Below are 26,459 nucleotides of genomic sequence, written 5' to 3'. Positions count from 1 at the left end.
AAAATGATGCGACCGACCGTCCACGACATCGCTGCCAAGGCGGGCGTCAGCCTCGCGACCGTCGACCGGGTCCTGAACGGCCGCCCGGGCGTGCGCGCGGTGACGCGGGCGCGGGTGGAGGAAGCGATCGAGCGGCTCGGCTACGTGCGCGACGTCGCCGCCGCGAACCTCGCCAAGGGGCGGGTCTACCCGCTGGTCTTCATCATCCCCGAGGGCGAAAATCCGTTCATGCGCGGGCTGGAGGCCGAGGCCCGGCTGGCAGCGACCCGCTCGTCCCTGGAGCGCACCCGCATCGCCATCGTCCATATTCCCCCGTTCGGTGCCGGCGCGCTGGTGACGGCGATCGATGCGGCGATCGCAGACGGCGTGGCCGGCATCGCCGCCGTCGCCGTCGATGCGCCTGCCGTCGCCGCGGCGATCGGCCGGGCGCGGGCGGCCGGCATCGCCTTCGTCACGCTCGTCTCCGATCTCGCGGTGTCCGTCCGCGATCATTTCTGCGGCGTCGACAACGTCGCTGCGGGCCGGACCGCCGGCAGCCTGATGGCGCGGTTCCTCGGAGCCAGGCCGGGGCCGGTCGCCGTCCTCGCCGGCTCCATGCTGGTGCGCGACCACCGCGAGCGCCTGGAGGGCTTCTGCGCGGTGATGGCCGACGCGGGCGGGGCACGCCGGGTGCTGGATGTCCTGGAGGGGCAGGACGATCCGGAGCGGGCGCGGGCGCTCGTCGGCGAATGCCTGGCCGTCCATCCGGAGCTTGCCGGAATCTACAGCCTGGGCGCGGGCAATGCCGGTCTGATCGCCGCCCTCGAGGCTACCGGGCGGAGCGACGTCTGCGTCATCGCCCATGAATTGACCGAGCCGACGCGCGCCGGCCTCGAAAGCGGCCTCGTCGACGCGGTGCTGAACCAGGATGCCGGCCACGAGGTGCGCAGCGCCGTTCGCGTCCTGCGCGCCAAGGCCGACGGCCTGCCGGTGATTGCGGAGCAGGAGCGCATCCGCATCGACATCTTCATCAAGGAAAACCTGCCGCCGCCGCTCGACGATACCGGGTCGGCGCGGACGGCAGAAGCATAGGAGGACCAGCCCATGTATCTCGGAATCGACCTCGGCACGTCGGGCGTGAAGGCGATGCTGATCGACGACGGCCAGCAGATCGTCGGCTCGGCGAGCGGTGCGCTGACCGTGTCGCGGCCACACCCCGGCTGGTCGGAACAGGCGCCGGCCGATTGGGTGCGGGCCACCGAGGAAGCGCTCGACGCGCTGAAGGCGGCCCATCCGGCGGCGCTTTCGAAGGTGCGCGGCATCGGCCTGTCCGGCCAGATGCACGGGGCGACGCTGCTCGACCGGCAGGACCGGGTGCTGCGCCCCTGCATCCTCTGGAACGACACCCGCAGCCATGCGGAGGCGGCCGCGCTGGATGCCGATCCGCGCTTCCGCGCGATCACCGGCAACATCGTCTTCCCCGGCTTCACCGCGCCGAAGCTCGCCTGGGTGAAGAACAACGAGCCGGACATCTTTTCGCAGGTGCGCTGGGTGCTGCTGCCGAAGGACTATCTCCGTCTGTGGCTGACCGGTGAGCACATGTCGGAAATGTCCGATTCCGCCGGAACCTCCTGGCTGGACACCGGCGCGCGCCGGTGGTCGCCGGAGCTGCTCGCCGCCACCGAACTCGAGGAGCGGCAGATGCCGAACCTCGTCGAGGGCACCGACAGTGCCGGCACGCTGCGCCCGGAGCTCGCCGCCCGCTGGGGGCTCGGCTCCGGCGTCGTGGTCGCCGGCGGGGCAGGGGACAACGCGGCCTCGGCCTGCGGCATGGGGACGGTCAGCGACGGTGCGGCCTTCGTCTCGCTCGGCACCTCGGGCGTTCTCTTCGCCGCCAACGGCAGCTACCTGCCGAACCCGGCGAGCGCCGTGCACGCCTTCTGCCACGCACTTCCCAATACCTGGCACCAGATGGGCGTGATCCTGTCGGCGACGGACGCGCTGAACTGGCATTCGCGCATCACCGGCGCCTCGGCCGCCGATCTCACCGCCGAGCTCGGCGCGACGCTGAAGGCGCCCTCCGGCGTCACCTTCCTGCCCTATCTTTCCGGCGAGCGCACGCCGCACAACGACGCCTCGATCCGCGGCGCCTTTGCCGGCCTCGGCCATGAGAGCGACCGGGTGGCGCTGACGCAGGCGGTGCTGGAGGGCGTATCGTTTGCGATCCGCGACAGCCTGGAGGCGCTGCGCCTCGCCGGCACCACGCTCACCCGGGTCACCGCGATCGGCGGGGGCTCGCGCTCGCGCTACTGGCTGAAATCGATCGCGACTGCGCTGTCGCTGCCGGTCGACGTGCCGGCCGACGGCGATTTCGGCGCGGCCTTCGGCGCGGCCCGGCTCGGGCTGATCGCGGCTTCCGGCAGCGATCCGGTCAGCGTCTGCCAGGCGCCGGCGACGGCAGAGACCATCGAACCGGAGACGGCGCTGGCCACGGCCTACGACGAGGCCTACGGCCGCTATCGCCGGCTGTATCCGGCGATCCGCGATGCGGTGATTTGAGAGCGGGGTCTGCCCCTCATCCGCCTGGCGGCCCCTTCTCCCCGCAGGCGGGGAGAAGGACGATTGCCGCGGCGCCTCCGTCCGCTCGCCCCGCTTGCGGGGAGAGGGTCGAGGTGAGGGCCGGGCCAGAAATCAGGCCAGAAACTATGAACGAAGTCGAATTGAGAAACTGAGGAGACACCCCATGAGCACAGGCTTTTTCGGCGATATCGCCAAGATCAAATACGAGGGGCCCGAGAGCACCAATCCGCTGGCCTTCCGCCATTACGACAAGGACGAGGTCGTCCTCGGCAAGCGCATGGAGGATCACCTGCGCTTTGCCGTCGCCTACTGGCACACCTTCGTCTGGCCGGGCGGCGACCCGTTCGGCGGCCAGACCTTCCAGCGCCCGTGGTTCGAGGACACGATGAAGGCGGCGAAGCTCAAGGCCGACGTGGCCTTCGAATTCTTCCAGCTGCTCGGCGTGCCGTTCTACTGCTTCCACGATGCCGACGTTCGCCCGGAAGGCAAGACCTTCGCCGAGAACACGAGGAACCTCAACGAGATCGTCGACCACTTCGAGAAGAAGCAGGCCGAGACCGGCGTGAAGCTCCTCTGGGGCACGGCGAACCTCTTCTCCAACCGCCGCTACATGGGCGGGGCGGCGACCAACCCGGATCCGGACGTCTTCGCCTTCGCCGCTGCGACCGTGAAGACCTGCATCGACGCGACCCAGCGGCTCGGCGGGCAGAACTACGTGCTCTGGGGCGGGCGCGAGGGCTATGAGACACTGCTCAACACCGACCTGAAGCGCGAGCTCGACCAGCTCGGCCGCTTCGTCAACCTCGTCGTCGAGTACAAGCACAAGATCGGCTTCAAGGGCGCGATCCTGATCGAGCCGAAGCCGCAGGAGCCGACCAAGCACCAGTACGACTACGACGTCGCCACGGTCTACGGCTTCCTCAAGACGTACGGCCTGGAGAACGAGGTGAAGGTCAATATCGAGCAGGGCCACGCGATCCTCGCCGGCCATTCCTTCGAGCACGAGCTGGCGCTCGCCAACGCGCTCGGCATCTTCGGCTCGATCGACATGAACCGCAACGACTACCAGTCCGGCTGGGACACCGACCAGTTCCCCAACAACGTTCCCGAAATGGCGCTGGCCTACTACCAGGTGCTCGCCGGCGGCGGCTTCACCACGGGCGGCACGAACTTCGACGCCAAGCTGCGCCGCCAGTCGATCGATCCCGAAGACCTGCTGATCGGCCATATCGGCGGCATGGACTGCTGCGCCCGCGGCCTGAAGGCGGCGGCGAAGATGATCGAGGACAAGGCGCTGTCGAAGCCGCTGGACGACCGCTATGCCGGCTGGAACGGCGCGGAGGCGAAGAAGATGCTTTCCGGCGGCGCCTCGCTGGGCGACATCGCCGCACGGGTGGAGCGCGACAACGTCAATCCGGAGCCGAAGTCCGGCCGGCAGGAATATCTGGAGAACGTCGTCAACCGCTACGTCTGACACGACGGACAAACGCTCTGGAACGGCCGCGGCGTGAGAGCGCCGCGGCCGCATGCTGCCGCGGTGCCGCCTGAGGGAGCGTCGCCGCGATTCCGGCCCCGTCGATCCACGCTGCCCAGATACGCTGCCCAGATGCGCTGCCCAGAGTTGAACGATGCGCCCGGCGCCCTACTCTCTTCGGGATGGAGCAAGCCAGGAGGGCGCAATGGAAGACGCAAGCATCGGCTGGATCGCAGCCATCATCATCGGGGGCGTCGCCGGCTGGCTCGCCGAACGGTTCATGAAGTCCGAGATGGGCTTGCTCATGAACATCATCCTGGGGATCGTCGGCGCCTTCATCGCCAATCTCATCCTCGGGCTCGTCGGCGTGACGCTGGCCGGCTGGCTCGGCTACCTGATCGCTGGCTTCATCGGCGCCTGCATCCTGATTGCCGTGGCGCGCGCCTTCAGACGTTAGGGGAGTGATGCAGGCCCGGCGTTCTCGCGTCAGCGCCTCGCCGGTGCTGTCACCGACCCGCGCACCACGAGATCGGGCATGATCAGCACTTCCCGGTTTTCCGACAGCGGCTCGCTCAGGCTTTCCAGCAGGAGCGACATCGCCTGGCGGCCGATCGCCGAGCGGGGCTGGCGGATCGTGGTCAGCGCCGGGTTCAGGTAGGTCGCCTGCGGCACGTCGTCGAAGCCGATGACGGAGAAGTCCCTGGGCAGGTCGTAGCCGCGGGCGGCAAGGCCGTTGATGACGCCGACGGCGGTGGCGTCGTTGACGCACATGAAGGCGGTCGGCAGCGTGTCGCGCATGAAGAGCTGCTCGACGGCGAGCCGGCCGCTCTCGATCGTGCCCTCGCCGTCGACGACCAGGCGCTGCTCGGAGGGAATGCGGGCCGCGTCGAGCGCGAGGTCATAGCCCTTGCGGCGTCGCACATGCCCGAGCCGCGTCTTGGAATCGCCGATGAAGGCGATCCTGCGGTGGCCGGAGGAGAGCAGGTATTCGGCGGCCTTGCGGGCGCCGGCGGTGTCGTCGACGCCGACATAGGGCACGGTGCTGCCGAACACCGGCTCGAAGACGGCGACCGTCGGCGGCAGGCGCTGCGTCATCTCCTGGTGGCCGAACGGCGCGTGGCCGGTGAACAGCAGCAGGCCCGCCGCCTGGTTGGAACTCAGGAACTTCAGATATTCCAGCCCGCGCTCGGGATCGTTCTGGGTATGGCCGATGAGGACGCCGTAGCCGTGCGCGCGCGCCTCGTTCTCCAGCCCGATCAGGATCGAGGAGAAGTTCGGGTCGCCAATGTCCGGCGCCAGCACGAGGATCATGTTCGACCGGCCCATGCGCAGCGACCGCGCCATGGCGTTGGTCGTATAGCCGGTGATCGCGATCGCCTGGTTGACCCGCTGGCGGGTCGTCTTCGCCACCTTCTCGGGGTTGTGAATGGCGCGGCTCACGGTCGCGATCGACACTTCCGCCAGGCGGGCGACGTCCTCGATCGTGGCAGGGGTCTGGATCGACACGGGTGGCCTTCGCGTCCTAGCGGGTTGAATTGGCTCGCACCCTAGAATCAATGCGCCACCCTTGAAAGCGGCGCGGGTGTGGAAATCCCGCTGATGCACATGATGTAAACCTTTACATCGATCGTGTAAAGGTTTACATCATTGAGGCAGTGGTGGGGAGCCACAGGGAGGAAACATGGCCAGCGATGGGGCGAACGCATCGGTGCCGGTGCTTGCGGCCGAGCGGATATCGAAGACGTTCGGCGAGGTTCAGGTCCTTTTCAGCGTCGACATGGACATCCTTCCGGGTGAGGTTCATGCGCTGGTCGGCGAGAACGGCGCCGGCAAGTCCACCCTGATCAAGACCCTGTCCGGCTTCCAGCCGCCGACGTCGGGGCGCATCCTGCTCGACGGCGAGCCGGTGACGTTGCCGGCCAACAGCGCCGCCGAGGCGCTCGGCATCATCCTCATCCACCAGGAATTCAATCTCGCCGAACATCTGACGGTGACCGAGAGCCTGTTTCTCGGCCGCGAGATCGCCCGTTTCGGCGTGCTCGACCGCAAGGCGATGCGCGCCGAGGCGCGGCGCGTGCTCGACATGCTCGGCTCGCGCATCGACGAGAATGCGCTGATCAGCTCGCTCGCGGTTGCCGACAAGCAGATGGTCGAGATCGGCAAGGCGATCAGCCGCGATGCCCGGGTGATCTTCATGGACGAGCCGACCGCGGTGCTGTCGCGGGAAGAGGCGGGCATCCTGTTCGACCAGGTCCGCAAGCTGAAGGCGAAGGGCACGAGCTTCGTCTTCGTCTCGCACAAGCTGGACGAGGTAATGGAGATCAGCGACCGCGTCACCGTGCTGCGCGACGGCCAGTGGATCAAGACGGCGCCGACGTCGCTGCTGGACGGCGAGGCGATCGCCCAGCTGATGGTCGGGCGCGAGCTCTCCAGCCTCTATCCCGCCAAGCACGAGCCGGACGTCGACGAGGAGGTGGTCCTGTCCGTCCGGAACCTGACGACCGGCTACGTGAAGGATGCGAGCTTCGAGCTGCGCAAGGGCGAGGTGCTCGGCTTCTCCGGGCTGATCGGATCGGGCCGGTCGGAGCTGATGGAGGCGATCGCCGGCCTGCGGCCGCGCCTGTCCGGCGAGGTGCTGCTGCATGGAGAGCATCTGCCGGCGGGCGATTTCCGCGAAACGAACCGGCGCGGCCTTGCCTACATGACCAAGGACCGCAAGGGCATGGGACTGCTGCTCGACGAGGGCATGACCACCAACCTGACCCTGCAGTCGCTCGGCCAGCACGTGTCGCACGGCTATCTCGATCCTGCCAGCGAGGCGAAGGCGATGGCGCGGGCCAAGCGCCGTTTCGACATCCGCGTGCGCGACGATCGTGTGCGTGTCGGGCGCATGTCCGGCGGCAACCAGCAGAAGCTGCTGCTTGCCAAGGTCATGGAGACCGAGCCGCAGATCGTCATCATCGACGAGCCGACCCGCGGCATCGACGTCGGCACCAAGCAGCAGATCTATCATTTCATCGCGGCGCTCGCCCGCGAGGGCCGCTCGATCATCGTCATCTCCTCCGAGATGCCGGAGGTGATCGGCCTGTGCACCCGCGTGGCGGTGATGCGGGAGGGGCATCTGGTCGGCATCCTCGAGGGCGAGGAGATCTCCGAGCAGATGATCATGCGCTATGCCGCCGGCCTGCGGAGAAAAGCCGCGGGCTGAGGCCCGGCGGCAGAAACAAGACGGGCCAGGGACGGGAAATCCGGCGCGCGGCGCCATCGGGAGGTTGACAGTGGATATGAGCACGAACAGCGAAATCGAGGAGCGCGCGCCGCGGCGGCGAACCTGGCGGGACATCGATCTGCGGGCGGTCGCGCCGTTCGCCGCGCTGATCCTGCTCCTGATCGTCGGTGCGCTGGTCAATCCGAACTTCATCGGCCTGACCAACCTCGCCAACGTCGCCACCCGCAGCGCCTTCATCGCCATCATCGCCGTCGGCGCGACCTTCGTCATCTCGTCCGGCGACCTCGACCTGTCGGTCGGCTCGATGGTGGCCTTCGTCGCGAGCCTGATGATCCTGTTCATGAACTCCGGCGCGATCGCCGATCCCTCGCTGATGCTCGTCGCGGCGATGGTGCTCGCCGTCGTGATCGGCGGCGCGTGCGGGCTCCTCAACGGGCTGATCACCACGCTCGGGCGGATCGAGCCCTTCATCGCCACGCTCGGCACCATGGGCATCTATCGCGGGCTCACCACCTGGCTGTCGCAAGGGGGCGCGATCACCCTGCAGTCGTCCGAGCTGCAGTCGCTCTACCGGCCGGCCTATTTCGGCAACGTGCTCGGCGTGCCGGTGCCGATCGTCGTCATCCTCGTCGTCACCGCGATCGCCGCCTTCGTGCTCTACCGCACCCGCTACGGCCGGCACGTGGTCGCCGTCGGTTCCAGCCGCGAGGTGGCGCGCTATTCCGGCATCGCCGTCGATCGCGTCCGCACCATCGCCTTCGTCATCCAGGGGCTCTGCGTCGCCGTCGCGGTGCTGCTCTACGTGCCGCGCCTCGGCTCCACATCGGCCACCACCGGCATCCTGTGGGAGCTGCAGGCGATCACCGCCGTCGTCGTCGGCGGCACCGCGCTGAAGGGCGGGGCCGGGCGCGTCTGGGGCACGATCTGCGGCGCCTTCATCCTGGAGCTGGTCGGCAACATCATGCTGCTCTCCAACTTCATCAGCGAATACCTGATCGGCGCCATCCAGGGCTCGATCATCATCATTGCGATGCTCGTCCAGCGTTCGCTGACGCGCAAATCGTAAACCGGCCGGGCTGGGGGTCGCCCGGTCGACGCTTCATCGACCCCTTTTTACTTCGGGAGGAAACAGAATGCACAAGAGACTGATGGGGCTCACCGTCGCTGCGACGCTGGCGTTCGGCGCGGCCTACGCCCAGGAGACGAAGACGATCGGCGTCTCGATCCCGGCTGCCGATCACGGCTGGACCGCCGGCGTCGTCTATCACGCCAACCGCGTCGCCGAACTGCTGATGAAGGAGCATCCGGGGCTGAACGTCGTCGTGAAGACCTCGCCGGATCCGGCGACCCAGGCCAACGCCCTGCAGGACCTGGAGGTCCAGGGCATCGACGCGCTCGTCATCCTGCCGACCGATCCGGACCCGCTCGTCAACGCCATCAAGGAAGTCAAGGGCAAGGGTACCTTCGTGTCGATCGTCGACCGGGCGCCGTCCGTCAACGACAACTCGGTGCGCGACCTCTATGTCGCCGGCAACAACGCCGCGCTCGGTGAAGTCGCCGGCAAGTACATCGCCGCGAACACGCCGGACGCCGAGGTCGTGGTCATCCGCGGCCTGCCGATCCCGATCGACCAGGAGCGCCAGGACGGCTTCGACAAGGGCATCGCCGGCACGAACGTCAAGGTGCTGGACCGCCAGTTCGGCAACTGGAACCGCGACGACGCCTTCAAGGTGATGCAGGACTACCTGACCAAGTATCCGAAGATCGACGTGGTCTGGTGCCAGGACGACGACATGGCCGTCGGCGTATTGCAGGCGATCGAGCAGGCCGGCCGCAGCGACATCAAGTACGTCATCGGCGGCGCCGGCTCCAAGGACATGATCAAGAAGGTCATCGACGGCGACAAGATGTTCCCCGTCAACGTCCTCTATCCGCCGTCGATGGTGGCGACCGCGATGGAACTGACCGCAGCGGCCCTCTACGATCAGGTTCCGGTACACGGTACCTACACGCTGGACGCGACCCTGATCACGCCCGAGAACGCGGAAGCCTACTACTTCCCCGATTCTCCGTTCTGATCGGCAATGCCTCGCCCGGGCCTCACGGTCCGGGCGATCTTCTCCGCAGGTTAGCCGACCGGGCGATGCGGCCACCGATTGCCGGATGCGGCAAACGACGCTAGTTTGCCGAGCGGCAACGTTGCAGGTGGCGGAACCGACGCGGAATTTCAGCCTGCGCAATCGAATTCAAGGACACGCGGCCGCAAGGACGGTGCGCGACGGGAGGAGCACTGGATGAAGACGATCAAGGGACCGGGCCTGTTCCTGGCGCAGTTTGCCGGCGATGCCGCACCCTTCAATTCCTGGGATTCGATCACCAAGTGGGCCGCCGACATCGGCTACAAGGGCGTGCAGGTGCCGAGCTGGGACGGCCGGCTGATCGACCTGAAGAAGGCTGCGGAATCGAAGACCTATTGCGAGGAATTTGCCGGCAAGGCGCGCGAGAACGGCGTCGAGATCACCGAGCTCTCCACCCATCTGCAGGGGCAGCTCGTCGCCGTGCATCCTGCCTATGACGAAGCCTTCGACGGCTTTGCGGCACCGGAGGTGCGCGGCAATCCGAAAGCCCGGCAGGCTTGGGCGGTGGAGCAGGTGAAGCTGGCGGTGACGGCGTCGAGGAACCTCGGGCTGAACGCGATGGCGAGCTTCTCCGGCGCGCTCGCCTGGCCCTTCGTCTACCCATGGCCGCAGCGGCCGGCGGGTCTCGTCGAGACCGCCTTCGACGAGCTGGCGCGGCGCTGGAAGCCGATCCTCGACCATGCGGAGGCCTGCGGCGTCGACGTCTGCTACGAGATCCATCCCGGCGAGGATCTGCACGACGGCATCACCTACGAGATGTTCCTGGAGCGCACCGGCAACCATGCCCGCGCCTGCATGCTCTACGACCCGTCGCATTACGTGCTGCAGTGCCTGGACTATCTCGACAACATCGACATCTACAAGGACCGGATCCGGATGTTCCACGTCAAGGACGCCGAGTTCAACCCGACCGGCCGGCAGGGCGTCTATGGCGGCTACCAGAGCTGGGTGAACCGGGCCGGGCGCTTCCGTTCGCTCGGCGACGGCCAGGTGGATTTCGGCGCGGTCTTCTCCAAGATGGCGGCGAACGATTTTGCCGGCTGGGCCGTGGTCGAGTGGGAATGCGCGCTGAAGCATCCCGAGGACGGCGCGCGCGAGGGCGCGGAGTTCGTCAGGCACCACATCATCCGCGTCACCGAAAAGGCCTTCGACGACTTCGCCGGCGCGGGCACCGACGAGGCGGCCAACCGGCGCATGCTGGGGATCTGAGGTCACGCGATCGGTGGTGCACCCTTGCCCCTCACCCTAGCCCTCTCCCCGCAAGCGGGGCGAGGGGACGTGCCCCGTTCAGACGCTGCGTCAGTGGCGAGCGTCGCGGTCGCGGTCCTTCGCCCCGCTTGCGGGGAGAAGGTGCCGGCAGGCGGATGAGGGGCGATTTCAGACATGGATTTTTCAGGAGAAACACACATGGCAATCGAAGGAAGCACCACCGAGGCGCGGCAGCGGCGGATCAGGCTCGGGATGGTCGGCGGCGGCGCCGGCGCCTTCATCGGCGCGGTGCACCGGATCGCCGCGCGGCTCGACGACCAGTTCGAACTCGTCGCCGGCGCGCTGTCGTCGACGCCGGAGAAATCGGTGGCCTCGGGGCGGGAACTCGGTCTCGATCCGCAGCGCTGCTACGGCTCGTTCAAGGAGATGGCGATCCGCGAGGCCAAGCTGAAGAACGGCATCGAGGCGGTGGCGATCGTCACCCCCAACCACGTCCACTACGAGGCGGCGAAGGAATTTCTGAAGCGCGGCATCCATGTGATCTGCGACAAGCCGCTGACCTCGACGCTCGGCGACGCAAGGAAGCTGAAGAAGCTCGCCGACGAGAGCGAGGCGCTGTTCGTGCTCACCCACAACTACACCGGCTACCCGATGGTGCGGCAGGCCCGCCAGATGGTGAAGAACGGTGATCTCGGCGCGATCCGGCTGGTGCAGATGGAATATCCGCAGGACTGGCTGACCGAGGCCGTCGAGCAGAGCGGCTCCAAGCAGGCCGAATGGCGCACCGACCCCGCCCGCTCCGGCGCCGGCGGCTCGACCGGCGACATCGGCACCCATGCCTACAATCTCGGCTGCTTCGTCTCGGGGCTGGAACTGGAGGAGCTCTCCGCCGACCTCGACAGCTTCGTGCCGGGCCGCAAGCTCGACGACAACGCGCATGTGATGATGCGCTTCAAGGAGAAGGACGGCGCGCGCGCCAAGGGCATGCTCTGGTGCAGCCAGGTGGCGCCCGGCAACGAGAACGGCCTGAAGGTGCGCGTCTTCGGCACCAAGGGCGGGCTGGAATGGGTGCAGGCGGACCCGAACTATCTCTGGTACACGCCGTTCGGCGAGCCGAAGCGCCTCCTGACCCGTAACGGCGCCGGCTCGGATGCGGCCGCCGCCCGGGTGAGCCGCGTGCCGCCCGGCCATCCGGAGGGCTACCTCGAAGGCTTCGCCAATATCTATGCCGAAGCCGCGCGTGCGATCTTTGCGAGGCGGAACGGTGAGAAGGTCGATCCCGCCGTGGTCTATCCGACCATCGACGACGGCCTGAAGGGCATGCTGTTCGTCGATGCCTGCGTGCAGTCCTCGAAGAAGAACGGCGCCTGGGTCAAGGTCTGATCGCGGCTCGTCCCCGGCGCCGCAGCGGCGCCGGATGGGGCGGTGGCGAGGGTCGACGCTGCGGAAGCGGGGCGTCGGCCGATCACCCCTCGATCAGGGCGGCGACGTCGGCGGTCTGTCCGCTGTCCGAAAGGCCCTGCTTCACGCCGGCGCGATCGGCCTGGTTGCGGTTCTGGCTCATCTTGCGTTTGGCCGTGAGCGCTGTGATCGGCATGCGCAGGCCGACGATGCCGCGCAGTTGCCCGGCCACATAGGCCTCGGGCGCGTCGGTGACGGACCAGGCGGTCGCCCGGTCCTTCTCGTGCAGGTCGGTCAGCCGGGAGACGACGTCGAGAAGCCGGGCCGTGTCCTCGAAGAATTCCACCGGCCCCCTGGCCTGCACGGTCACGTAGTTCCAGGTGGGGACCACCCTGCCGTGCTCCGCCTTGGAAGCGTACCAGGCCGGGCTGACGTAGGCGTCCGGTCCCATGAAGATGGCGAGGCCGTCGCCGAACGCCTGCGTCTTCCACTGCGGATTGGGTTTTGCCAGATGGGCGTAGAGGGTGCCCATCTCGCCTTCACTCTCGTCGAGAAACATCGGCAGCGGTGTGGCGATCGGCCCGTCCGCGGTCGCCGTGACGAAGTTGGCGAGCGGGCAGGCACGGATCATCGCGCGTATTTCGATCAAATCGGCGACAGCGAATGCAGGCGGGTTGTACATGGGGGCCTCTACCGGGTCGAGCTTTGCCGCGAATTCTATTTCGAAAGGCGGCGGCCTCACAAGCCGCGCAGCAGGCCAAGGGCGATCGTTCCCATCACGGCGGCGATGGCCAGGTCCAGAACCCGCCATGCAGACGGCCGCGAAAAGATCGGGCGCAGCCATCCGGCACCGTAGCCGAGCGCGAAGAAGAACAGGAACGAGGCGGTCATCGCACCGGCGGCGAACAGCATCTCGTTGCCGGGAAAGCGCGTCGAGATCGTTCCCAGAAAGACGACCGTGTCGAGATAGACGTGCGGATTGAGCCAGGTGAGCGCCAGGCAGGTGGCGAGCGTCGGCCAGAACGGCGAGGCGACCTCGTCCTCGATCGTCAGCGCCCCGGTCGAGCGAAGCGCTGAGCGGAGGCTTCTGGCGCCGTACCAGATGAGAAAGGCCGCCCCTCCCGTGCGCATGGCGGGGTCGAGCCAGGGCAGCATGGTCGTGATCTGCCGGAGGCTGGTGACGCCGAGCAGGATCAGGACGGCATCCGACAGGCCGCAGGTGAGGCAGACCGCGAACACGTGCTCGCGCCGCAAGCCCTGGCGGAGAATGAAGGCGTTCTGTGCGCCGATCGCGACGATCAGGCTCAGCCCCATCATCAGGCCGGTCATGAAGATCGGAAAATTCATCGTTGTCGTCGCCGCCGGGAACAGAAGGATCGCCATTGCTGTAGCGGGTTCCGATGATTAAAGGTATTTAAGTCTCTTTATCCTGATTAAGGTGAGCTAAAGCCATGCTCGACTATCCGGCCCTTCGCGCCGTTGCGGCGGTCGTCCAGACCGGCAGCTTCGAAAAGGCGGCCGCCGTGCTGAACGTCACGCCCTCCGCCGTCTCGCAGCGGGTGAAGCAGCTTGAAGAGCGTCTCGGCGTGGTGCTGATCGTCAGAGGAACCCCGTGCACGGCAACCGAGAAAGGCGGATGGCTGTGCCGCCACATGGAGAATGTCGGCATGCTGGAAGGGGAGTTGATGACGCATCTTCCCGCGCTCGCCGACCCTGCCGAACCGCAGCAACCGGTGACCCTCCATATCGCGACGAGTGCCGACAGCCTCGGAACCTGGTTCCTGTCGGCCATGTCGGATTTCTCCAGGCGATCCCGGTATCTTCTGAACATCGCCCTCGATGACGAGGAGCATACGGCAGAATGGCTGCAGCGCGGCCGCGTTCTGGCGGCCGTCACCAGCCTGGAAAAGCCGATTCCGGGCTGCCGGTGCACGCCGATCGGGGCGCTTCGCTACCATGCGACGGCAAGCCCGGCCTTCATGTCCGAGCATTTCGCCGACGGCGTCACGCAAGAGGCGATCAGCCGCGCTCCCGCGCTGACCTTCAACCAGAAGGACAGGCTGCAAAGCCGGTGGCTGCGCCAGGCCTTCGGCCGGGACTTCGTCCACCCCACCCATTGGCTGCCCTCCACGCAGGGCTTCCTCGACGCGAGCCTCTCCGGCATGGGCTGGTGCATGAACCCGGCCCTCCTCGCCGGGCCACACCTCGCATCCGGGCGGCTCGTCGAACTGATCCCCAAGACCCCGCTGGACGTGCCGCTGTACTGGCAGATCAACCGTCTCGCCGCCGACCGATTGGCGGAACTGACGCGCGCGGTCGTGGCAGCGGCCAGGATGCATCTTCGCCAATGAGACATCGGCCGCAACGAGCGAACGCCGTCAGGCAAGCATTTTCCGACGGACTGGGCGGACAATCGTGATATACGGAAAAATATAACGATTTCGCTGTTCCGTTCGAGGACCTGGCATGTTCATCAGAGCCCTTGCTTTCGTTGCCGCTCTTCTTCTCGCAGGAAGCCCACAGGCAGACGCCCGAACCTTCGTCGATGCCGGCGGGCGGACCGTCGAGGTCCCTGACCGGATCGGGAAGGTGTTCGTGGCCGGGCCGCCGGCGTCGGTGCTGGTCTATGCGCTGGCACCGGAGAAACTGGCGGGATGGGTGCGCGAGCCCGGCGAGAAGGCGAAGAAGTACCTCCTTCCCGAAGCCCGCGACCTTCCCACCTACGGCTGGCTGACGGGCAGGGGCGGTACCGCCAATGTCGAGGCGGTCCTCGCCGCCAAGCCGGACCTGATCATCGACGTGGGAACGGTCAATGAGACCTATATCTCGCTGGCGGACAGGGTGCAGGAGCAGACCGGCATTCCCTATGTGCTGATCGGCGGGCGCTTCGCCGATACCCCTGAGACCCTTCGCCAGGCCGGCGCCCTGCTCGGCGAAAGCGCGCGTGGCGAGGAACTGGCCCGATATGCGGAAAAGCGTCTTGCCGACATCCAGTCGCTGTTGGCGGACATTCCCGAGGGCGAGCGTCCGAAGGTCTACTACGGCCGGGGTCCGAAGGGGCTGGAGACCGGGCTTTCGGGTTCGATCAACATGGAGATCCTCGAGATGGCAGGCGCCACCAACGTCGCCGCCGCTGCCGGCAAGGGCGGGCTGACGGAGGTGTCGCTCGAGCAGGTGCTCGCCTGGAAGCCCGACGTGATTCTCGCGAGCGACGCCGGTTTCGCCGAGGCGGTCAGGTCCGACCCGTCCTGGTCCGGCGTGCCGGCCGTGCAGGCGGGCCGGGTGTACAAGGCGCCCGACGTCCCGTTCGGCTGGTTCGATTCGCCGCCGGGGATCAACCGGCTGATCGGCCTCGCCTGGCTCCGATCCGTCCTCTATCCGGACGCCGGCCCGATCGATTTGCGCGGGGAGGTGCGGGAATTCTTCAAGCTGTTCTATCACGTCGACCTGACGGAGCCCGATCTGGACGCTCTCCTGGCGAACACCGGGAGCCGGAATTGAGCCCTTCGGACGAGACCGGCATGGAACGGCCGGCGACGATGCGATCGGCCGCCGCATACGGACTTGCGGTCCTGGTCCTGCTCGTCGTCGTTCTCGTCGCCCTGTCGGTCGGCAAGTACCCGGTGCGCCCGGAAACGACGTTCTCGATCCTCTGGCAGGGAATTGCCGGAACGACGACGGACGTGGACCCCATGCTCGGCAACGTGATCTGGAATGTCCGCCTGCCGCGCGTGATGGCGGGGCTCTGCATCGGCGCGGTGCTGGCGGCCGCCGGGGCGAGCTATCAGGGCGTCTTTCGCAATCCGCTGGTGTCGCCGGACATTCTCGGCGTTTCGGCCGGCGCCAGTCTCGGGGCGGTCTTCGGGATCTTCCTGTCGCTGCCGGTGTTGGCGATCCAGGTGCTGAGCTTCCTGGGCGGCCTCTTCGCGCTCGCGGTCGTCTATGCGGTCGGGCTGGCGGTGCGTGGGCGCGATCCGGTGCTGACGCTCGTGCTCGCGGGGATGGCAATCGCCGCGCTGCTGGCCGCGGGCATCTCGCTCGTCAAGATCCTGGCGGATCCCTACGACCAGTTGCCGGCGATCACCTACTGGCTGCTCGGCAGCCTGGCGAGCGTCACCAACGCGGACCTGGTCCTCGTCGTGCCCAGCTTCGTGCTCGGCGTCGCGGTCCTCCATCTCTTGCGCTGGCGGATCAACCTGCTCTCGCTCGGCGACGACGAGGCGCGCGCGCTCGGCGTGGAGACGCGGCTGCTGCGGCCGGCGCTCATCGCCGCCGCGACGCTGATCACCTCCGCCGCCGTCTCGATCAGCGGCGTGATCGGCTGGATCGGCCTCGTCATCCCGCATATGGCGCGCATGCTGGTGGGGCCGGACTTCCGGGTCCTGCTGCCGGCATCCCTCTTCCTCGGGGCGGCCTTCCTCGTCGTCATCGATACGGTGGCGCGCACGGCCTCCACGGTCGAGGTGCCGCTCGGCATCCTGACGGCGGTGATCGGCGCTCCGTTTTTCCTCGCCTTGCTGGCGACGGGCCGCGGCGGCTGGTCATGATGATGCGCCTGGACAACCTGGCCTTCGGCCACCGCGGCGTGCCGATCGGCTCGAAGATGGACCTGTCGGTCCATGCCGGCGAGGTGCTGGCGATCCTGGGGCCCAACGGCGCCGGCAAGACGACGCTGTTTCGGACGATCCTCGGTCTGCAGCGGCCGCTTGCGGGGCACGTCCATGTCGACGACACGGATCTTTCGCTCTGTTCGCGCAGCGAGGTCGCCGCGAGGATCGCCTATGTACCGCAGGCGCACGGCACGCTGTTTCCGTTCCGGGCGCTGGACATCGTGATCATGGGGCGGGCGGGACGGCTCGCCGCCTTCCGGCAGCCGGGCCGCAGGGATCGCGACCTGGCGCTCGCGGCCATGGAGCGTCTCGGCATCCGATCGCTGGCGGACCGGCCCTATACCGAGATCAGCGGCGGCGAGCGGCAACTGGTCCTCATCGCCCGGGCGCTTGCACAGGAAGCGCGTTTCCTGGTTCTGGACGAGCCGACCGCAAGCCTGGACTATGGCCACCAGTTCCAGGTCCTCGAACAGATCCGCCTGCTCGCTTCAAGCGGCAAGGGCGTTGTGCTTTCGACGCACAATCCCGACCACGCCTTCTTCGTCGCGGATCGAGCCGCGCTCATGGCGGGCGGTGCCATCCTGGACATCGGCGAGCCGCGCCGGGTGCTGACGCCTGCTGCCCTTCGCTCCGTGTTCGGGATCGACGTCGTCGTCGGCAGGATCGCGGGAAGCGCGCATCCGACATGCGCGCCGGCCAGCGTCGGCGGGCCGTCCGGGGACTGAGGGACCTCAGTCGTCCACCGCCACCATGACGTCGGAAGCCTTGACGACCGCATAGGCGTCCTTGCCGGCGGCCAGTCCCAGTTCGGCTACCGCCTCGTTGGTGATCGAGGCCGTGATGATGGATCCGCCGATGTCGATCCGCACATGGGCGGTCGTGGCGCCCAGCGTCACATCCACCACCTTGCCCTTCAGCCGATTGCGAGCGCTGATCTTCATGGCCGGTATCTCCTCGTTGCTGTGCCGTGAGGGCAGAGCACTAGCACAACCGCCGACGCGTCGAAATCCCCGGGGACGCGGCATTTGCGCCCGCGGCTTCCAGAGGTTGACATTTCCCGCGCGGTGTTTACTGCAACGTTGCAGGTGATGATTTTTCGCAATTCCGCCAGGGCGGAGGCGACAGATGGCAGGAACGATGATGGACCCCAGGACCCTATCCGAGCGCTTTCCCGGCGACTTCCTCTTCGGCGTGGCGACCGCCGCCTTCCAGATCGAGGGGGCGTCGAAGGCCGACGGGCGCAAGCCCTCGATCTGGGATGCGTTTTCCAACATGCCCGGCCGCGTCTTCGGCCGGCACAACGGCGATGTCGCCTGCGACCACTACAACCGGCTGGAAGAGGACCTCGACCTGATCAAGGCGCTCGGCGTTTCGGCCTATCGCTTCTCGATCGCCTGGCCGCGGATCGTTCCAGAGGGCACCGGCGCCGTCAACGAGAAGGGGCTGGACTTCTACGATCGCCTCGTCGACGGGCTGAAAGCGCGCGGCATCAAGGCGTTCGCGACGCTCTATCACTGGGATCTGCCGTTGTCGCTGATGGGGGATGGCGGCTGGACGGCGCGGCAGACGGCGCATGCGTTCGAGCGCTATGCGAGGGTGGTGACCGCCCGTCTCGGCGACCGGCTGGATGCGGTTGCGACGTTCAACGAGCCCTGGTGCTCGGTCTGGCTCAGCCACCTCTACGGCATCCATGCGCCGGGCGAGTGCAACCTGGACGCGGCGCTGCATGCGCTGCACGTCACCAATCTCGCCCATGGGCTCGGGGTGGCGGCCATCCGCTCAGAGCGGCCGCAACTGCCCGTCGGGATCGTGCTGAATGCCCACCAGACCTATGCCGGGTCCGACGCCGCCGAGGATCTCGCTGCGGAAAAGCGCGCCTTCGACTTCCACAACGGCGTGTTCTTCGGTCCGGTGTTCGCCGGCGCCTACCCGGAAGGCTTCATGAGCGGGCTCGGTCACCGGATGCCGCCGATCGAGCCCGGCGACATGGAGACGATCCACCAGAAGCTCGACTGGTGGGGGCTGAACTACTACACGCCGATGCGTGTCTTGGCCGATCCCGCGCCGGATGCGGACTATCCGGCGACGCTGCCTGCGCCCGCCGTCAGCGACGTCAAGACCGACATCGGCTGGGAGGTCTGCGCTCCGGCGCTCGGCGACCTGATCCGCCGGCTGAACGCGGCCTACAGGCTTCCCGAATGCTACATCACCGAGAACGGCGCCTGCTACAACATGGGCGTCGAAAACGGCGCGGTGGACGACCAGCCGCGGCTTGACTACATTGCCGAGCATCTGGCCGTCACCGCCGACCTGATCGCGGAGGGCTATGCCATGCGCGGCTATTTCGCCTGGAGCCTGATGGACAATTTCGAGTGGGCGGAAGGCTACCGGATGCGCTTCGGCATCGTCCATGTCGACTACGACACGCAGGTGCGGACGATCAAGAAGAGCGGCCACTGGTACAAGGCGCTCGCGGCACAGTTTCCGAAGGGAAATCATGCCCGAAGTGCAGCCGAATGAGACGGTCGGCGCAGCAGGGGCGCAGACCGCAAGGCCGGCTGGCCGCCGGACCCTCAAGCCCTTGCAACAGGGGGGAGCAGATGATGAAGGGTGGATGCCTTTGCGGTTCTGTCCGGTACGAGGCGAGCGCGGCGCCGCTGCATTCCGGGTTCTGCCATTGCCGTGACTGCCAGCGCGCGACCGGGACTGGCCACAGCTGCTACATGATCTTCGAGGCGCGGGATTTTTCCCATAGCGGCGAACTGCACTCTTTCGCCGTCGTCGCCGAGAGCGGGGCGCCGTCGGTCCGCCACTTCTGCCCGACCTGCGGCAGCACCGTCCTGGCATCGGGGGCGCCGGGAGAGGCGCGCTGGACGGTCTTCGCCGGCACGCTGGACGATCCGTCGGAATTCGTTCCCGAGGCCGCGATCATGACCCGCAGCCGCCAGCGGTGGGATCATGTGCAAGGGGAACTTCCGGAGTTTTCGTGCATGCCGGGCTAAAGCCTGTCGCGCCTACTTGCCGAGATGCCGCTCGCCGCGCTTGCGGGCCAGATCCATCTGGAGCTGGCGCTGGCGGAAGCGGGCGCGGTCCTCGTCGCTGCGGCTTGCGAAGCAATGCGGGCAGGACACGCCGGGCTCGTAAGTGTCGGCCCTGATCTCCTCCGCCGTCAGGGGATGGCGGCAGGCGCGGCAGAGCGTGTGCTCGCCCTCTTCCAGACCATGGGTGACCGAGACGCGCTCGTCGAAGACGAAGCAGGCGCCCTCCCACAGGCTTTCCTCCGCCGGCACCTCCTCGAGATATTTCAGGATGCCGCCCTTCAGGTGATAGACCTCGTCGAAGCCCTGCTCCTTCATGAAGGCGGTCGCCTTCTCGCAGCGGATGCCGCCGGTGCAGTACATGGCGATCTTCGGCTTGTTGTGCAGGCCGGTGTGGTTGCGCACCCAGTCCGGGAATTCGCGGAAGGTCTTCGTCTGCGGATCGACCGCGCCGCGGAAGATGCCGATCGCGGTCTCGTAGTCGTTGCGGGTGTCGATGACGATCGTGTCCGGATCGGAGATCAGGGCGTTCCAGTCCTTCGCCTCGACATAGGTGCCGACCACCCGGTTCGGGTCGATGTCCTCGACCCCCATGGTGACGATCTCCTTCTTCAGCCGCACCTTCATGCGCAGGAAGGGCATCTCGGCGGCGGAGCTCTCCTTGTGCTCCAGCTTTGCGAATTCGGGCTGGGCGCGCAGGAAGGCGAGCACGGTGCGGATACCGTCCGCCGGTCCGGCGATCGTGCCGTTGATGCCTTCATGGGCGAGCAGCAGCGTGCCGCGCACGCCATTGTCCTCGCACAGCGCCTGCAAGGGCGCGCGCAGTTCGGCAAAGCGCGGGACGGAAACGAAGTGATAGAGCGCTGCGACCAGGAAGGGTTCCCCCGCCTTGCGCCCGGTGTCGGTCTGGATCTCGGTCATGGCGGCTGAAATACAGCTTTGCGGGCCGCGGTGCAATCGGCGCCGGCAGGGACGATCACGGCGTCAGGCCGCATGCCGCCAGAGAAGCTCGATGCACCCGGCATCCTCCCGGCTGTCCTCGGGGAAGAGAAGCCCGGCCAGCGGCAGCGCCTCGGCGCGCAGACGGTCGCCCTCGGCAATCATCACCGCGAGCAGATGCGTCAGGTCCTTCGGCGTGCCGATGTCGTCGGGATGGGCATCGGCAAAGCCGGTCAGCAGGGCGATGTCCTGGTTTTCGCCCAGCAGCGTGACCAGGATCCGCGCCTGCTTGCGGGTTCCGTTCAGGGCCGACGGCCAGGCTTCCTCCAGGAAGCGGCAGTGCACCCAGCGGTCCTGCGTGCGCTTGCGCAGGGTATGGAACAGGTCCGGCTCGCCGGTGTCTCTGGCCTGCTTCAGCGCGGCTGCCGCCTTGCGGCCCGTCGCGCGCCAGCCATGGCCGAGAATTTCGGCGGCGCGCTTGTGGCCGCCGCCGATCGTCAGGTGTTCGGCTGCCGCGAGCGCCTCCCTGCAGGTGCGGAGGGCGTCCTCGATGAGGTCCTCCGTCGCGGCGGTATCGACAATGGCGTCACGCCGCGCGACGAGCCTTGCATGAACACGCTCGACGGCCATGCGCTCTTCGACGGTCGATGCGGCCTGGGCAAGGCGGTGCGCCGTCTCGACCAGCGAGGTGGCATCGCGGCTGGCGGCCAGACTGCGCCCGAGCGTGCCGATGCGCTCGTTTTCCCGCTTCTGGAAAGATTTGTCGGCGCTGGCCACCAGCCGGTAGAGGCTGCGAACGCGCTTGAACTGCTTGCGGGCCGTGTGGATGGCCTCGTGCGGCCCGTCGGGCTGTTTCTCCAGCACCTCGAGCGCCCGCGACAGATATCGGGACGCGACGCGACGCACTTCTCCCTGAAGAGGCTTACCCGCTTTGAGACTGAGGCTCATGAAAGGACCGGAGCGCGCCTTCGGACAGCGCCATTGCCTGGTTGGAATAACGGAAGTCGCCGGTCACCTCGCGTCCGACCCAATCGGGAATGTCCGGCTTGTCGGTCTCGGACTTAAGCTCCACCTCGGCCACGACCAGGCCGCCGTAGCGCCCGCCATAGACGTCCACCTCCCAGGTGAAGCCCTTGTGCTCGACCTTGTAGCGGACCTTCTCGACCACGGTGCCGATCGCCTGGCCGAGCATTTCCTCGGCGACGGCCGGGTCGATATCGAACTCGTATTCGTCGCGGGACAGGGATGTCTGCCCGATCTTGAGCGTCAGGCAGGCGTGCCCGTCGCCATAGGCGCGGACCCTGAGCGAGCGATCATCCATCGTGGCGAGATAGCCCTGTCTGATGGAGACGCCGGCGTCTGCCGAGAGACGCCACCGCTTGCCGGAAACCAGAAATTTTCTTTCGATTTCTTTGGCCATGCCACTCGCTTTCGCACTGTGGTAGTCGGTTGCACGAACTCTACACGATGGGCCGACCGTGGCAAGCTACGAAAAGGACCGGACGGCGCCCTTATCGTCCCGCCCCGGTTGAGCACCGTTTTTCGCCGGGGCCTTTTTTCTCGACACGGACGGCCCGAAGGGCTATTCCACCACCACATTCAATCGTTTTAGGGATGCGCCGATGGCCGAGAAAACCGAAAAGCTCCTGTCCGTGCTGAAGCTGCAGCCGGTCGTTCCCGTGCTGATCGTGGAAGACGCGGCGACGGCCGTGCCGCTGGCGCGCGCATTGGTCGCAGGCGGTCTGAAGGCGATCGAGATCACGCTCCGCACGCCGGCCGCGCTCGAGGCGATCCGTCGCGTCGCAAACGAGGTCGAAGGGGCCGTCGCCGGTGCCGGCACGATCCTGAACGCGGCGCAGTTCGACGAAGCGGTCGCCGCCGGTTCGCAGTTCATCGTCAGCCCGGGCACGACGCAGGAGCTTCTGGATGCCGCCGCGCAGTCGCCGGTGCCGCTCCTGCCGGGTGCGGCCACGGCCAGCGAGGTCATGGCGCTGCGCGAGGAAGGCTACGAGGTGCTGAAATTCTTCCCCGCCGAGCAGGCGGGGGGCGCGTCCTACCTCAAGGCGCTGTCCTCGCCGCTCGCCGGCACGCTGTTCTGCCCGACCGGCGGGATCTCGCTCGCCAACGCGAAGGACTACCTGTCTCTGCCGAACGTCATCTGCGTCGGCGGCTCCTGGGTCGCGCCGAAGGACCTCGTGGCGAAGGGCGACTGGGCCGGCATCACCAGGCTTGCGGCGGAGGCGGCGCAGCTCAAGGGCTGAGCGCGGCGCCGTCTGCGACTGCGCACGATCGATCGCTGCACGGCTCCGGCGGGCGGCGATCACGATTTTGCCAGTCGTGGTTTGTATTTGGGCCTCGCGCTCCTATCTCTCACTCCGGCTCACACTGGAAGGGAGATAACCCCATGTTCGATGCGAAAAAGCTGCTGGATCAGTTTCTCGGGTCGCAGATACCCGGCGCCGGCGGCACCGTGCGCGATCGCGCGGGGCAGGTCACGCAGATGGCCAGGGACAATCCGCTCGCAGCCGGCGCCATCGCCGGCGTGCTGCTCGGCACGAGCGGCGGCCGCCAGGTGGCGGGCACCGCGCTGAAGCTCGGCGGGCTGGCGGCGATCGCCGGCCTCGGCTACCAGGCCTACAAGAACTACAAGGCCGGCCAGGCTCCCGCGCCCGCGACGCCGGACGCGCCGAAAGAGCCCGAACTCCTGCCGCCGCCTTCGGATTCCGGCTTTGCGACGCAGACCGTCAGCGACGATTTCGCCCTGACGCTGATCCGCGCGATGATCGCCGCGTCGCGCGCCGACGGGCACATCGACGCCGGCGAGCGCGCGCACATCATGGACAGGCTCAAGGTCGCCGGCATCGGTGGCGATGCAGCCGCCTTCCTGGAGAAGGAGCTTGCCGATCCCATCGATCTCGACGGCATCGTCGCGGCGGCCAAGACCGAGGAGCAGCGGGTCGAGCTCTATACGGCCTCGCGGCTGACGATCGAGCCCGACAGCCGGGCCGAGCGCGGCTATCTCGACTTGCTCGCCGGCCGCCTCGGACTGCCGGACGCGCTGGTCGACCACATCGAGGCGACCGTCTCGCAGGCCAAGGTTCCCGCGGGCAGCCCCTGGGCCTGATGGGTCCATAAACACTTTGCATTTGTTTCGCGGGTGCCGCTGGCCTATGCGTCTGTCATGCGCATCAGGCAGCGGCAATCCGGGGAACGGGGGGAGAGGGGCATGCACGATCTGAAACACTGGACGGCGCGGCCGGCTCCGGCACCGGTGGTGCTCGAAGGGCGGTTCGTCCGCATCGAGCCCTATGAACGTGAAAAGCACCTCCAGGCGCTCTGGGACGGCTTCGGCGGCATGGCGATCAATCCGCTGCTGAAATATTTCGCCCAGAACGACTTCTCCGGCATCGAGGATTTCGATGCCTGGCTCGCCTCCGTGCAGAAGGGCGGCTGGGTGACCGAGGTGTTCCGCGACAAGGCGACCGGCAAGGTGGTCGGCATGGCGAACTACATGCGGCCGGATCCGGCCAACGGCGTCGTGGAGATCGGCGGCATCGCCCACGGACCGGACATGGCGCGCTCGCCGCTGTCCACCGAGGGGCAGTACCTGCTCGCCAGGCATGCCTTCGAGGACCTCGGCTACCGCCGCTACGAATGGAAGTGCAACAACCTCAACGAAGCGAGCAAGCGCACCGCCCAAAGGCTCGGCTTCAGCTTCGAGGGCGTCTTTCGCCAACACATGCTGTCTAAGGGGCAGAACCGCGACACGGCATGGTTCTCGATCATCGACAGCGAATGGCCGGTCACCGCGAAGGCGTTCGAGGCCTGGCTGTCGCCGGACAATTTCGACGCGGCAGGAAACCAGAAGCGCCGGCTGGAGGACATCCGGGCCGAGTTGAAGCGGGAAGACGCCCGGTGAGCGGCGAAGAGGACAAGGGCAATCGATCCGCGGCGATCGCCGCCGCCGTCATCCTGCTCGGCACGGGGCTTGCGTTTTTCTTCCTGCCGGACGTGATGATCTCGCTCGGCAATGTGTCGCCCTGGCTCGCCGCCGGATTGGCGACCGCGCTCGTGCTCGGCTTCTTTCTGCTGTTCTGGCTGCGTGCCCGCCACCAGAGGCGCAAGGGCCGCTAAAGCGGCGCTCAGCCCTGCAGCGCGGCGCCGAGCAGCACGAGCCCGAGCACCATCACCAGCAGCGCCCCCAGGATCTCGATCGCGTTGCCGACGCGAAGGGCGGCGCTGTCGCCGCCGGCAAGGCGCATGGCCACGCCCTTTGCGGTGACCGCGAGCGTGGCGAGCACCGAGACTGTGATGGCGGTGCCGATCGACATGGCGACGACGGAAAGCAGGCCGCCGAGATAGAGCCCGTTCAGGAGCGCGAAGGAGAGCACGATCAGCGCACCCGAGCACGGGCGCAGCCCGACGGCGACGACCGCCGACCAGGCTTCGCGGAGCGCGAACCGGTCGCCCTTCAGAAGTTCGGGATCCGGCGCATGCGCGTGGCCGCAGGTGGCGCAGATCTCGCCCGGCGCATGGGTGTGGGGGTGGCCGTGGTGGCCGTTCCCGTGCGCCTCCCGGGCGGTGAACGCGTGGCCATGGCCGTGGCCGGCTGCATCCGGCAGGGTCATGGCATAGGCTTCGGTCGGGCTGAGCCGGCGGGAGCGCCAGAGCTTGCGATAGAGCAGCCAGGCGCCGAAGGCCGCGATCAGGGCATAGCTCGCCGTCTCCAGCGCCCGGGTCGCGTCCGTCATCGAAATCGCCGTTCCGCGCAGGACGAGATAGGCGCCGCCGACGATCAGGATGGCGACGACCCCCTGCAGGAGCGAGGACAGGAAGGACAACAGCACGCCCCGTTTCAGCTCGATCTCGTTGGCCAGCATGTAGGACGATATCACGGCCTTGCCGTGGCCCGGTCCTGCGGCGTGCAGGACGCCGTAGGCAAAGGACAGGCCGACGAGGGTGGAGGCGGCCCAGGGATTCTCGCGCATGTTCTTCAGCGCGCCGGTCAGCATATGGTAGAACGCCTGCTGGTGGGCGTTGATCCAGGAAAACAGGCTGCCGAAGATGCCGGAGGTGCTGAAGCCCGGTTCGGCGCTGCCGATTCCGAGCGGCGACTGGGCGTGGGCCGTTCCGAAAACGGAAACGGCAAGGAGCAGGGTTGCGAGCGAAAGGCGGATTGCGGCCCGGTCGTTCAGCATGTCACTTCCAGCCGCGTTGCGAAGAGCTTCGACATGTCGGTGCCGGTCGGGTCGTTCCAGAAGGCGTCGGTCAGCGTGCCCTCGTTCTGCGCCAGCACCTCGTCGGGGTCCGGCCGCACCACCTGATGCTTGCAGGCGGAGAACTTCTCGCCGATCACCACCATGTTGTCGTCCGTCGGGAAGTCCATCGAGGCATACATCGTCGGGTCGTAGACGCCGAAGGTCATCCTGCCCTTCAACGGCATCGTCTGCCCGGGCTTGACGGTGAAGAACATCAGGAGCTGGCCGTCCTTGAAATCGACGTTGATCGCGTCCGGCTTGCCGACCTTCACGTCCTTCCCGTCCTCGGTGATGGTCGTGTAGTAGTGGAACTCCTCCAGCGACTCGAGCACGGTCTGCCCCACCTCGGCCAGTTCGTCCGGGTCGAGCTTGAGGTTGGAGTTCTTGTCGAAGTCGAGCACGACGCTGGAGGAGAACATCTCGTCGAAGCGCCAGACGTTGCGCAGTTCCGACACCGTGCCGTCGTCGCCGGCAACGACTTCGAGCCGTGCCTCGGCGAAGATGTGCGGGTGGGCCATGGCCACGGCCGGCAGCAACCAGGCGGCACCTGCAATGAGGAGGGGGGCGTGCTTCATGCGCGAGGTTGACCTCTCGTCCGGCTTTC

28 protein-coding genes are annotated in these 26,459 nt (G+C 67.2%); 19 read left to right on the top strand and 9 right to left on the bottom strand.

Annotated features, from left to right (window positions below):
- The first annotated feature begins 6 nt into the window (after positions 1-6).
- The 4 genes from P0086_RS15120 to P0086_RS15105 all read left to right on the top strand — a co-directional run bounded on the left by P0086_RS15120 (position 7) and on the right by P0086_RS15105 (position 4,490).
- Positions 7-1,071 (top strand): LacI family DNA-binding transcriptional regulator, encoded by a 1,065-nt coding sequence (locus P0086_RS15120; protein WP_275787023.1) that lies wholly within the window; start codon positions 7-9, stop codon positions 1,069-1,071.
- Between the two features lie 12 nt (positions 1,072-1,083).
- Complete coding sequence (xylB, locus tag P0086_RS15115; protein WP_148149548.1) at positions 1,084-2,538, top strand: xylulokinase; 1,455 nt, start codon at positions 1,084-1,086, stop codon at positions 2,536-2,538.
- Positions 2,539-2,722: 184 nt separating this feature from the next.
- Positions 2,723-4,033, top strand: a complete 1,311-nt coding sequence (gene xylA / locus P0086_RS15110) for a xylose isomerase (RefSeq protein WP_148655147.1) — start codon at positions 2,723-2,725, stop codon at positions 4,031-4,033.
- A 205-nt stretch (positions 4,034-4,238) separates the two neighbouring features.
- Positions 4,239-4,490: a GlsB/YeaQ/YmgE family stress response membrane protein gene (locus P0086_RS15105; RefSeq protein ID WP_112593579.1), complete on the top strand. Its 252-nt coding sequence runs from the start codon at positions 4,239-4,241 to the stop codon at positions 4,488-4,490.
- 29 nt (positions 4,491-4,519) lie between these two features.
- Here P0086_RS15105 and P0086_RS15100 read toward each other — a convergent pair whose 3' ends face one another.
- Positions 4,520-5,539, bottom strand: coding sequence for a LacI family DNA-binding transcriptional regulator (locus P0086_RS15100; RefSeq protein WP_112593580.1), 1,020 nt, complete (start codon positions 5,537-5,539; stop codon positions 4,520-4,522).
- Positions 5,540-5,714: 175 nt separating this feature from the next.
- On the opposite strand from P0086_RS15100, the gene P0086_RS15095 reads away from it, so the two are divergent.
- The 5 genes from P0086_RS15095 (at position 5,715) to P0086_RS15075 (ending at position 11,992) form a co-directional block, all read left to right on the top strand.
- Positions 5,715-7,241: a sugar ABC transporter ATP-binding protein gene (locus P0086_RS15095; protein ID WP_148179271.1), complete on the top strand. Its 1,527-nt coding sequence runs from the start codon at positions 5,715-5,717 to the stop codon at positions 7,239-7,241.
- A gap of 76 nt (positions 7,242-7,317) precedes the next feature.
- The gene (locus P0086_RS15090; RefSeq protein ID WP_112593582.1) at positions 7,318-8,328 is read left to right on the top strand and encodes an ABC transporter permease; all 1,011 of its coding nucleotides are present in this window, start codon (positions 7,318-7,320) and stop codon (positions 8,326-8,328) included.
- Between the two features lie 67 nt (positions 8,329-8,395).
- Entirely contained in the window at positions 8,396-9,340 is a 945-nt protein-coding gene (locus P0086_RS15085) for a substrate-binding domain-containing protein (protein ID WP_112613452.1), read from the top strand.
- A 216-nt stretch (positions 9,341-9,556) separates the two neighbouring features.
- On the top strand, positions 9,557-10,609 hold the full coding sequence (locus tag P0086_RS15080) for a sugar phosphate isomerase/epimerase (protein WP_275786916.1): 1,053 nt from the start codon (positions 9,557-9,559) through the stop codon (positions 10,607-10,609).
- Positions 10,610-10,807: 198 nt separating this feature from the next.
- Positions 10,808-11,992 (top strand): Gfo/Idh/MocA family oxidoreductase, encoded by a 1,185-nt coding sequence (locus tag P0086_RS15075; RefSeq protein WP_112613454.1) that lies wholly within the window; start codon positions 10,808-10,810, stop codon positions 11,990-11,992.
- An 82-nt stretch (positions 11,993-12,074) separates the two neighbouring features.
- On the opposite strand, the gene P0086_RS15070 is transcribed toward P0086_RS15075, so the two are convergent.
- On the bottom strand, positions 12,075-12,692 hold the full coding sequence (locus P0086_RS15070; protein ID WP_275786911.1) for an FMN-binding negative transcriptional regulator: 618 nt from the start codon (positions 12,690-12,692) through the stop codon (positions 12,075-12,077).
- Positions 12,693-12,748: 56 nt separating this feature from the next.
- Entirely contained in the window at positions 12,749-13,357 is a 609-nt protein-coding gene (locus P0086_RS15065) for a LysE/ArgO family amino acid transporter (RefSeq protein ID WP_275787021.1), read from the bottom strand.
- Between the two features lie 104 nt (positions 13,358-13,461).
- On the opposite strand from P0086_RS15065, the gene P0086_RS15060 reads away from it, so the two are divergent.
- From P0086_RS15060 to P0086_RS15045, 4 genes are all read left to right on the top strand, one after another.
- Positions 13,462-14,361: a LysR family transcriptional regulator ArgP gene (locus tag P0086_RS15060; RefSeq protein ID WP_275786908.1), complete on the top strand. Its 900-nt coding sequence runs from the start codon at positions 13,462-13,464 to the stop codon at positions 14,359-14,361.
- A 115-nt stretch (positions 14,362-14,476) separates the two neighbouring features.
- Complete coding sequence (locus P0086_RS15055; protein ID WP_275786905.1) at positions 14,477-15,511, top strand: iron ABC transporter substrate-binding protein; 1,035 nt, start codon at positions 14,477-14,479, stop codon at positions 15,509-15,511.
- Positions 15,512-15,531: 20 nt separating this feature from the next.
- Positions 15,532-16,557 (top strand): iron ABC transporter permease, encoded by a 1,026-nt coding sequence (locus tag P0086_RS15050; RefSeq protein WP_275787017.1) that lies wholly within the window; start codon positions 15,532-15,534, stop codon positions 16,555-16,557.
- Complete coding sequence (locus tag P0086_RS15045) at positions 16,554-17,345, top strand: ABC transporter ATP-binding protein (RefSeq protein ID WP_275786902.1); 792 nt, start codon at positions 16,554-16,556, stop codon at positions 17,343-17,345. Before P0086_RS15050 ends, P0086_RS15045 begins: the two co-directional genes overlap by 4 nt.
- A 6-nt stretch (positions 17,346-17,351) precedes the next feature.
- On the opposite strand, the gene P0086_RS15040 is transcribed toward P0086_RS15045, so the two are convergent.
- Positions 17,352-17,561 (bottom strand): molybdopterin-binding protein, encoded by a 210-nt coding sequence (locus P0086_RS15040; protein WP_112613460.1) that lies wholly within the window; start codon positions 17,559-17,561, stop codon positions 17,352-17,354.
- Positions 17,562-17,757: 196 nt separating this feature from the next.
- On the opposite strand from P0086_RS15040, the gene P0086_RS15035 reads away from it, so the two are divergent.
- Positions 17,758-19,140, top strand: a complete 1,383-nt coding sequence (locus tag P0086_RS15035) for a GH1 family beta-glucosidase (RefSeq protein WP_275787013.1) — start codon at positions 17,758-17,760, stop codon at positions 19,138-19,140.
- Positions 19,141-19,220: 80 nt separating this feature from the next.
- Complete coding sequence (locus tag P0086_RS15030; RefSeq protein WP_275786898.1) at positions 19,221-19,622, top strand: GFA family protein; 402 nt, start codon at positions 19,221-19,223, stop codon at positions 19,620-19,622.
- Positions 19,623-19,634: 12 nt separating this feature from the next.
- On the opposite strand, the gene P0086_RS15025 is transcribed toward P0086_RS15030, so the two are convergent.
- The 3 genes from P0086_RS15025 to P0086_RS15015 form a co-directional block, all read right to left on the bottom strand.
- Entirely contained in the window at positions 19,635-20,579 is a 945-nt protein-coding gene (locus P0086_RS15025) for a rhodanese-related sulfurtransferase (RefSeq protein ID WP_112608658.1), read from the bottom strand.
- Between the two features lie 63 nt (positions 20,580-20,642).
- Positions 20,643-21,503, bottom strand: a complete 861-nt coding sequence (locus P0086_RS15020; protein ID WP_275786895.1) for a CHAD domain-containing protein — start codon at positions 21,501-21,503, stop codon at positions 20,643-20,645.
- A 16-nt stretch (positions 21,504-21,519) separates the two neighbouring features.
- Entirely contained in the window at positions 21,520-22,017 is a 498-nt protein-coding gene (locus P0086_RS15015) for a CYTH domain-containing protein (protein ID WP_112593594.1), read from the bottom strand.
- Between the two features lie 202 nt (positions 22,018-22,219).
- Here P0086_RS15015 and P0086_RS15010 point away from each other — a divergent pair, with 202 nt between their 5' ends.
- From P0086_RS15010 to P0086_RS14995, 4 genes are all read left to right on the top strand, one after another.
- Positions 22,220-22,858 (top strand): 2-dehydro-3-deoxy-phosphogluconate aldolase, encoded by a 639-nt coding sequence (locus tag P0086_RS15010; RefSeq protein WP_112593595.1) that lies wholly within the window; start codon positions 22,220-22,222, stop codon positions 22,856-22,858.
- Positions 22,859-23,001: 143 nt separating this feature from the next.
- On the top strand, positions 23,002-23,721 hold the full coding sequence (locus P0086_RS15005; protein ID WP_112608652.1) for a tellurite resistance TerB family protein: 720 nt from the start codon (positions 23,002-23,004) through the stop codon (positions 23,719-23,721).
- Between the two features lie 102 nt (positions 23,722-23,823).
- Positions 23,824-24,516 carry a GNAT family protein gene (locus P0086_RS15000; protein WP_112593597.1) on the top strand — a complete coding sequence of 231 codons (693 nt, stop codon included), beginning with the start codon at positions 23,824-23,826 and terminating at the stop codon, positions 24,514-24,516.
- Positions 24,513-24,731, top strand: a complete 219-nt coding sequence (locus P0086_RS14995) for a hypothetical protein (RefSeq protein ID WP_112608650.1) — start codon at positions 24,513-24,515, stop codon at positions 24,729-24,731. The genes P0086_RS15000 and P0086_RS14995 overlap by 4 nt, the downstream gene beginning before the upstream one ends.
- Before the next feature lie 8 nt (positions 24,732-24,739).
- Here the strand turns inward: P0086_RS14995 and P0086_RS14990 are convergent, their stop codons facing one another.
- Entirely contained in the window at positions 24,740-25,795 is a 1,056-nt protein-coding gene (locus P0086_RS14990) for a nickel/cobalt transporter (protein WP_275786887.1), read from the bottom strand.
- Positions 25,789-26,430, bottom strand: a complete 642-nt coding sequence (locus P0086_RS14985) for a DUF1007 family protein (RefSeq protein WP_112593600.1) — start codon at positions 26,428-26,430, stop codon at positions 25,789-25,791. Before P0086_RS14985 ends, P0086_RS14990 begins: the two co-directional genes overlap by 7 nt.
- Between the last annotated feature and the right edge of the window lie 29 nt (positions 26,431-26,459).

This window comes from Mycoplana sp. MJR14 (assembly GCF_029210525.1).
GTDB lineage: Bacteria > Pseudomonadota > Alphaproteobacteria > Rhizobiales > Rhizobiaceae > Mycoplana.
This window is presented reverse-complemented; position numbering and strand designations above follow the sequence as displayed.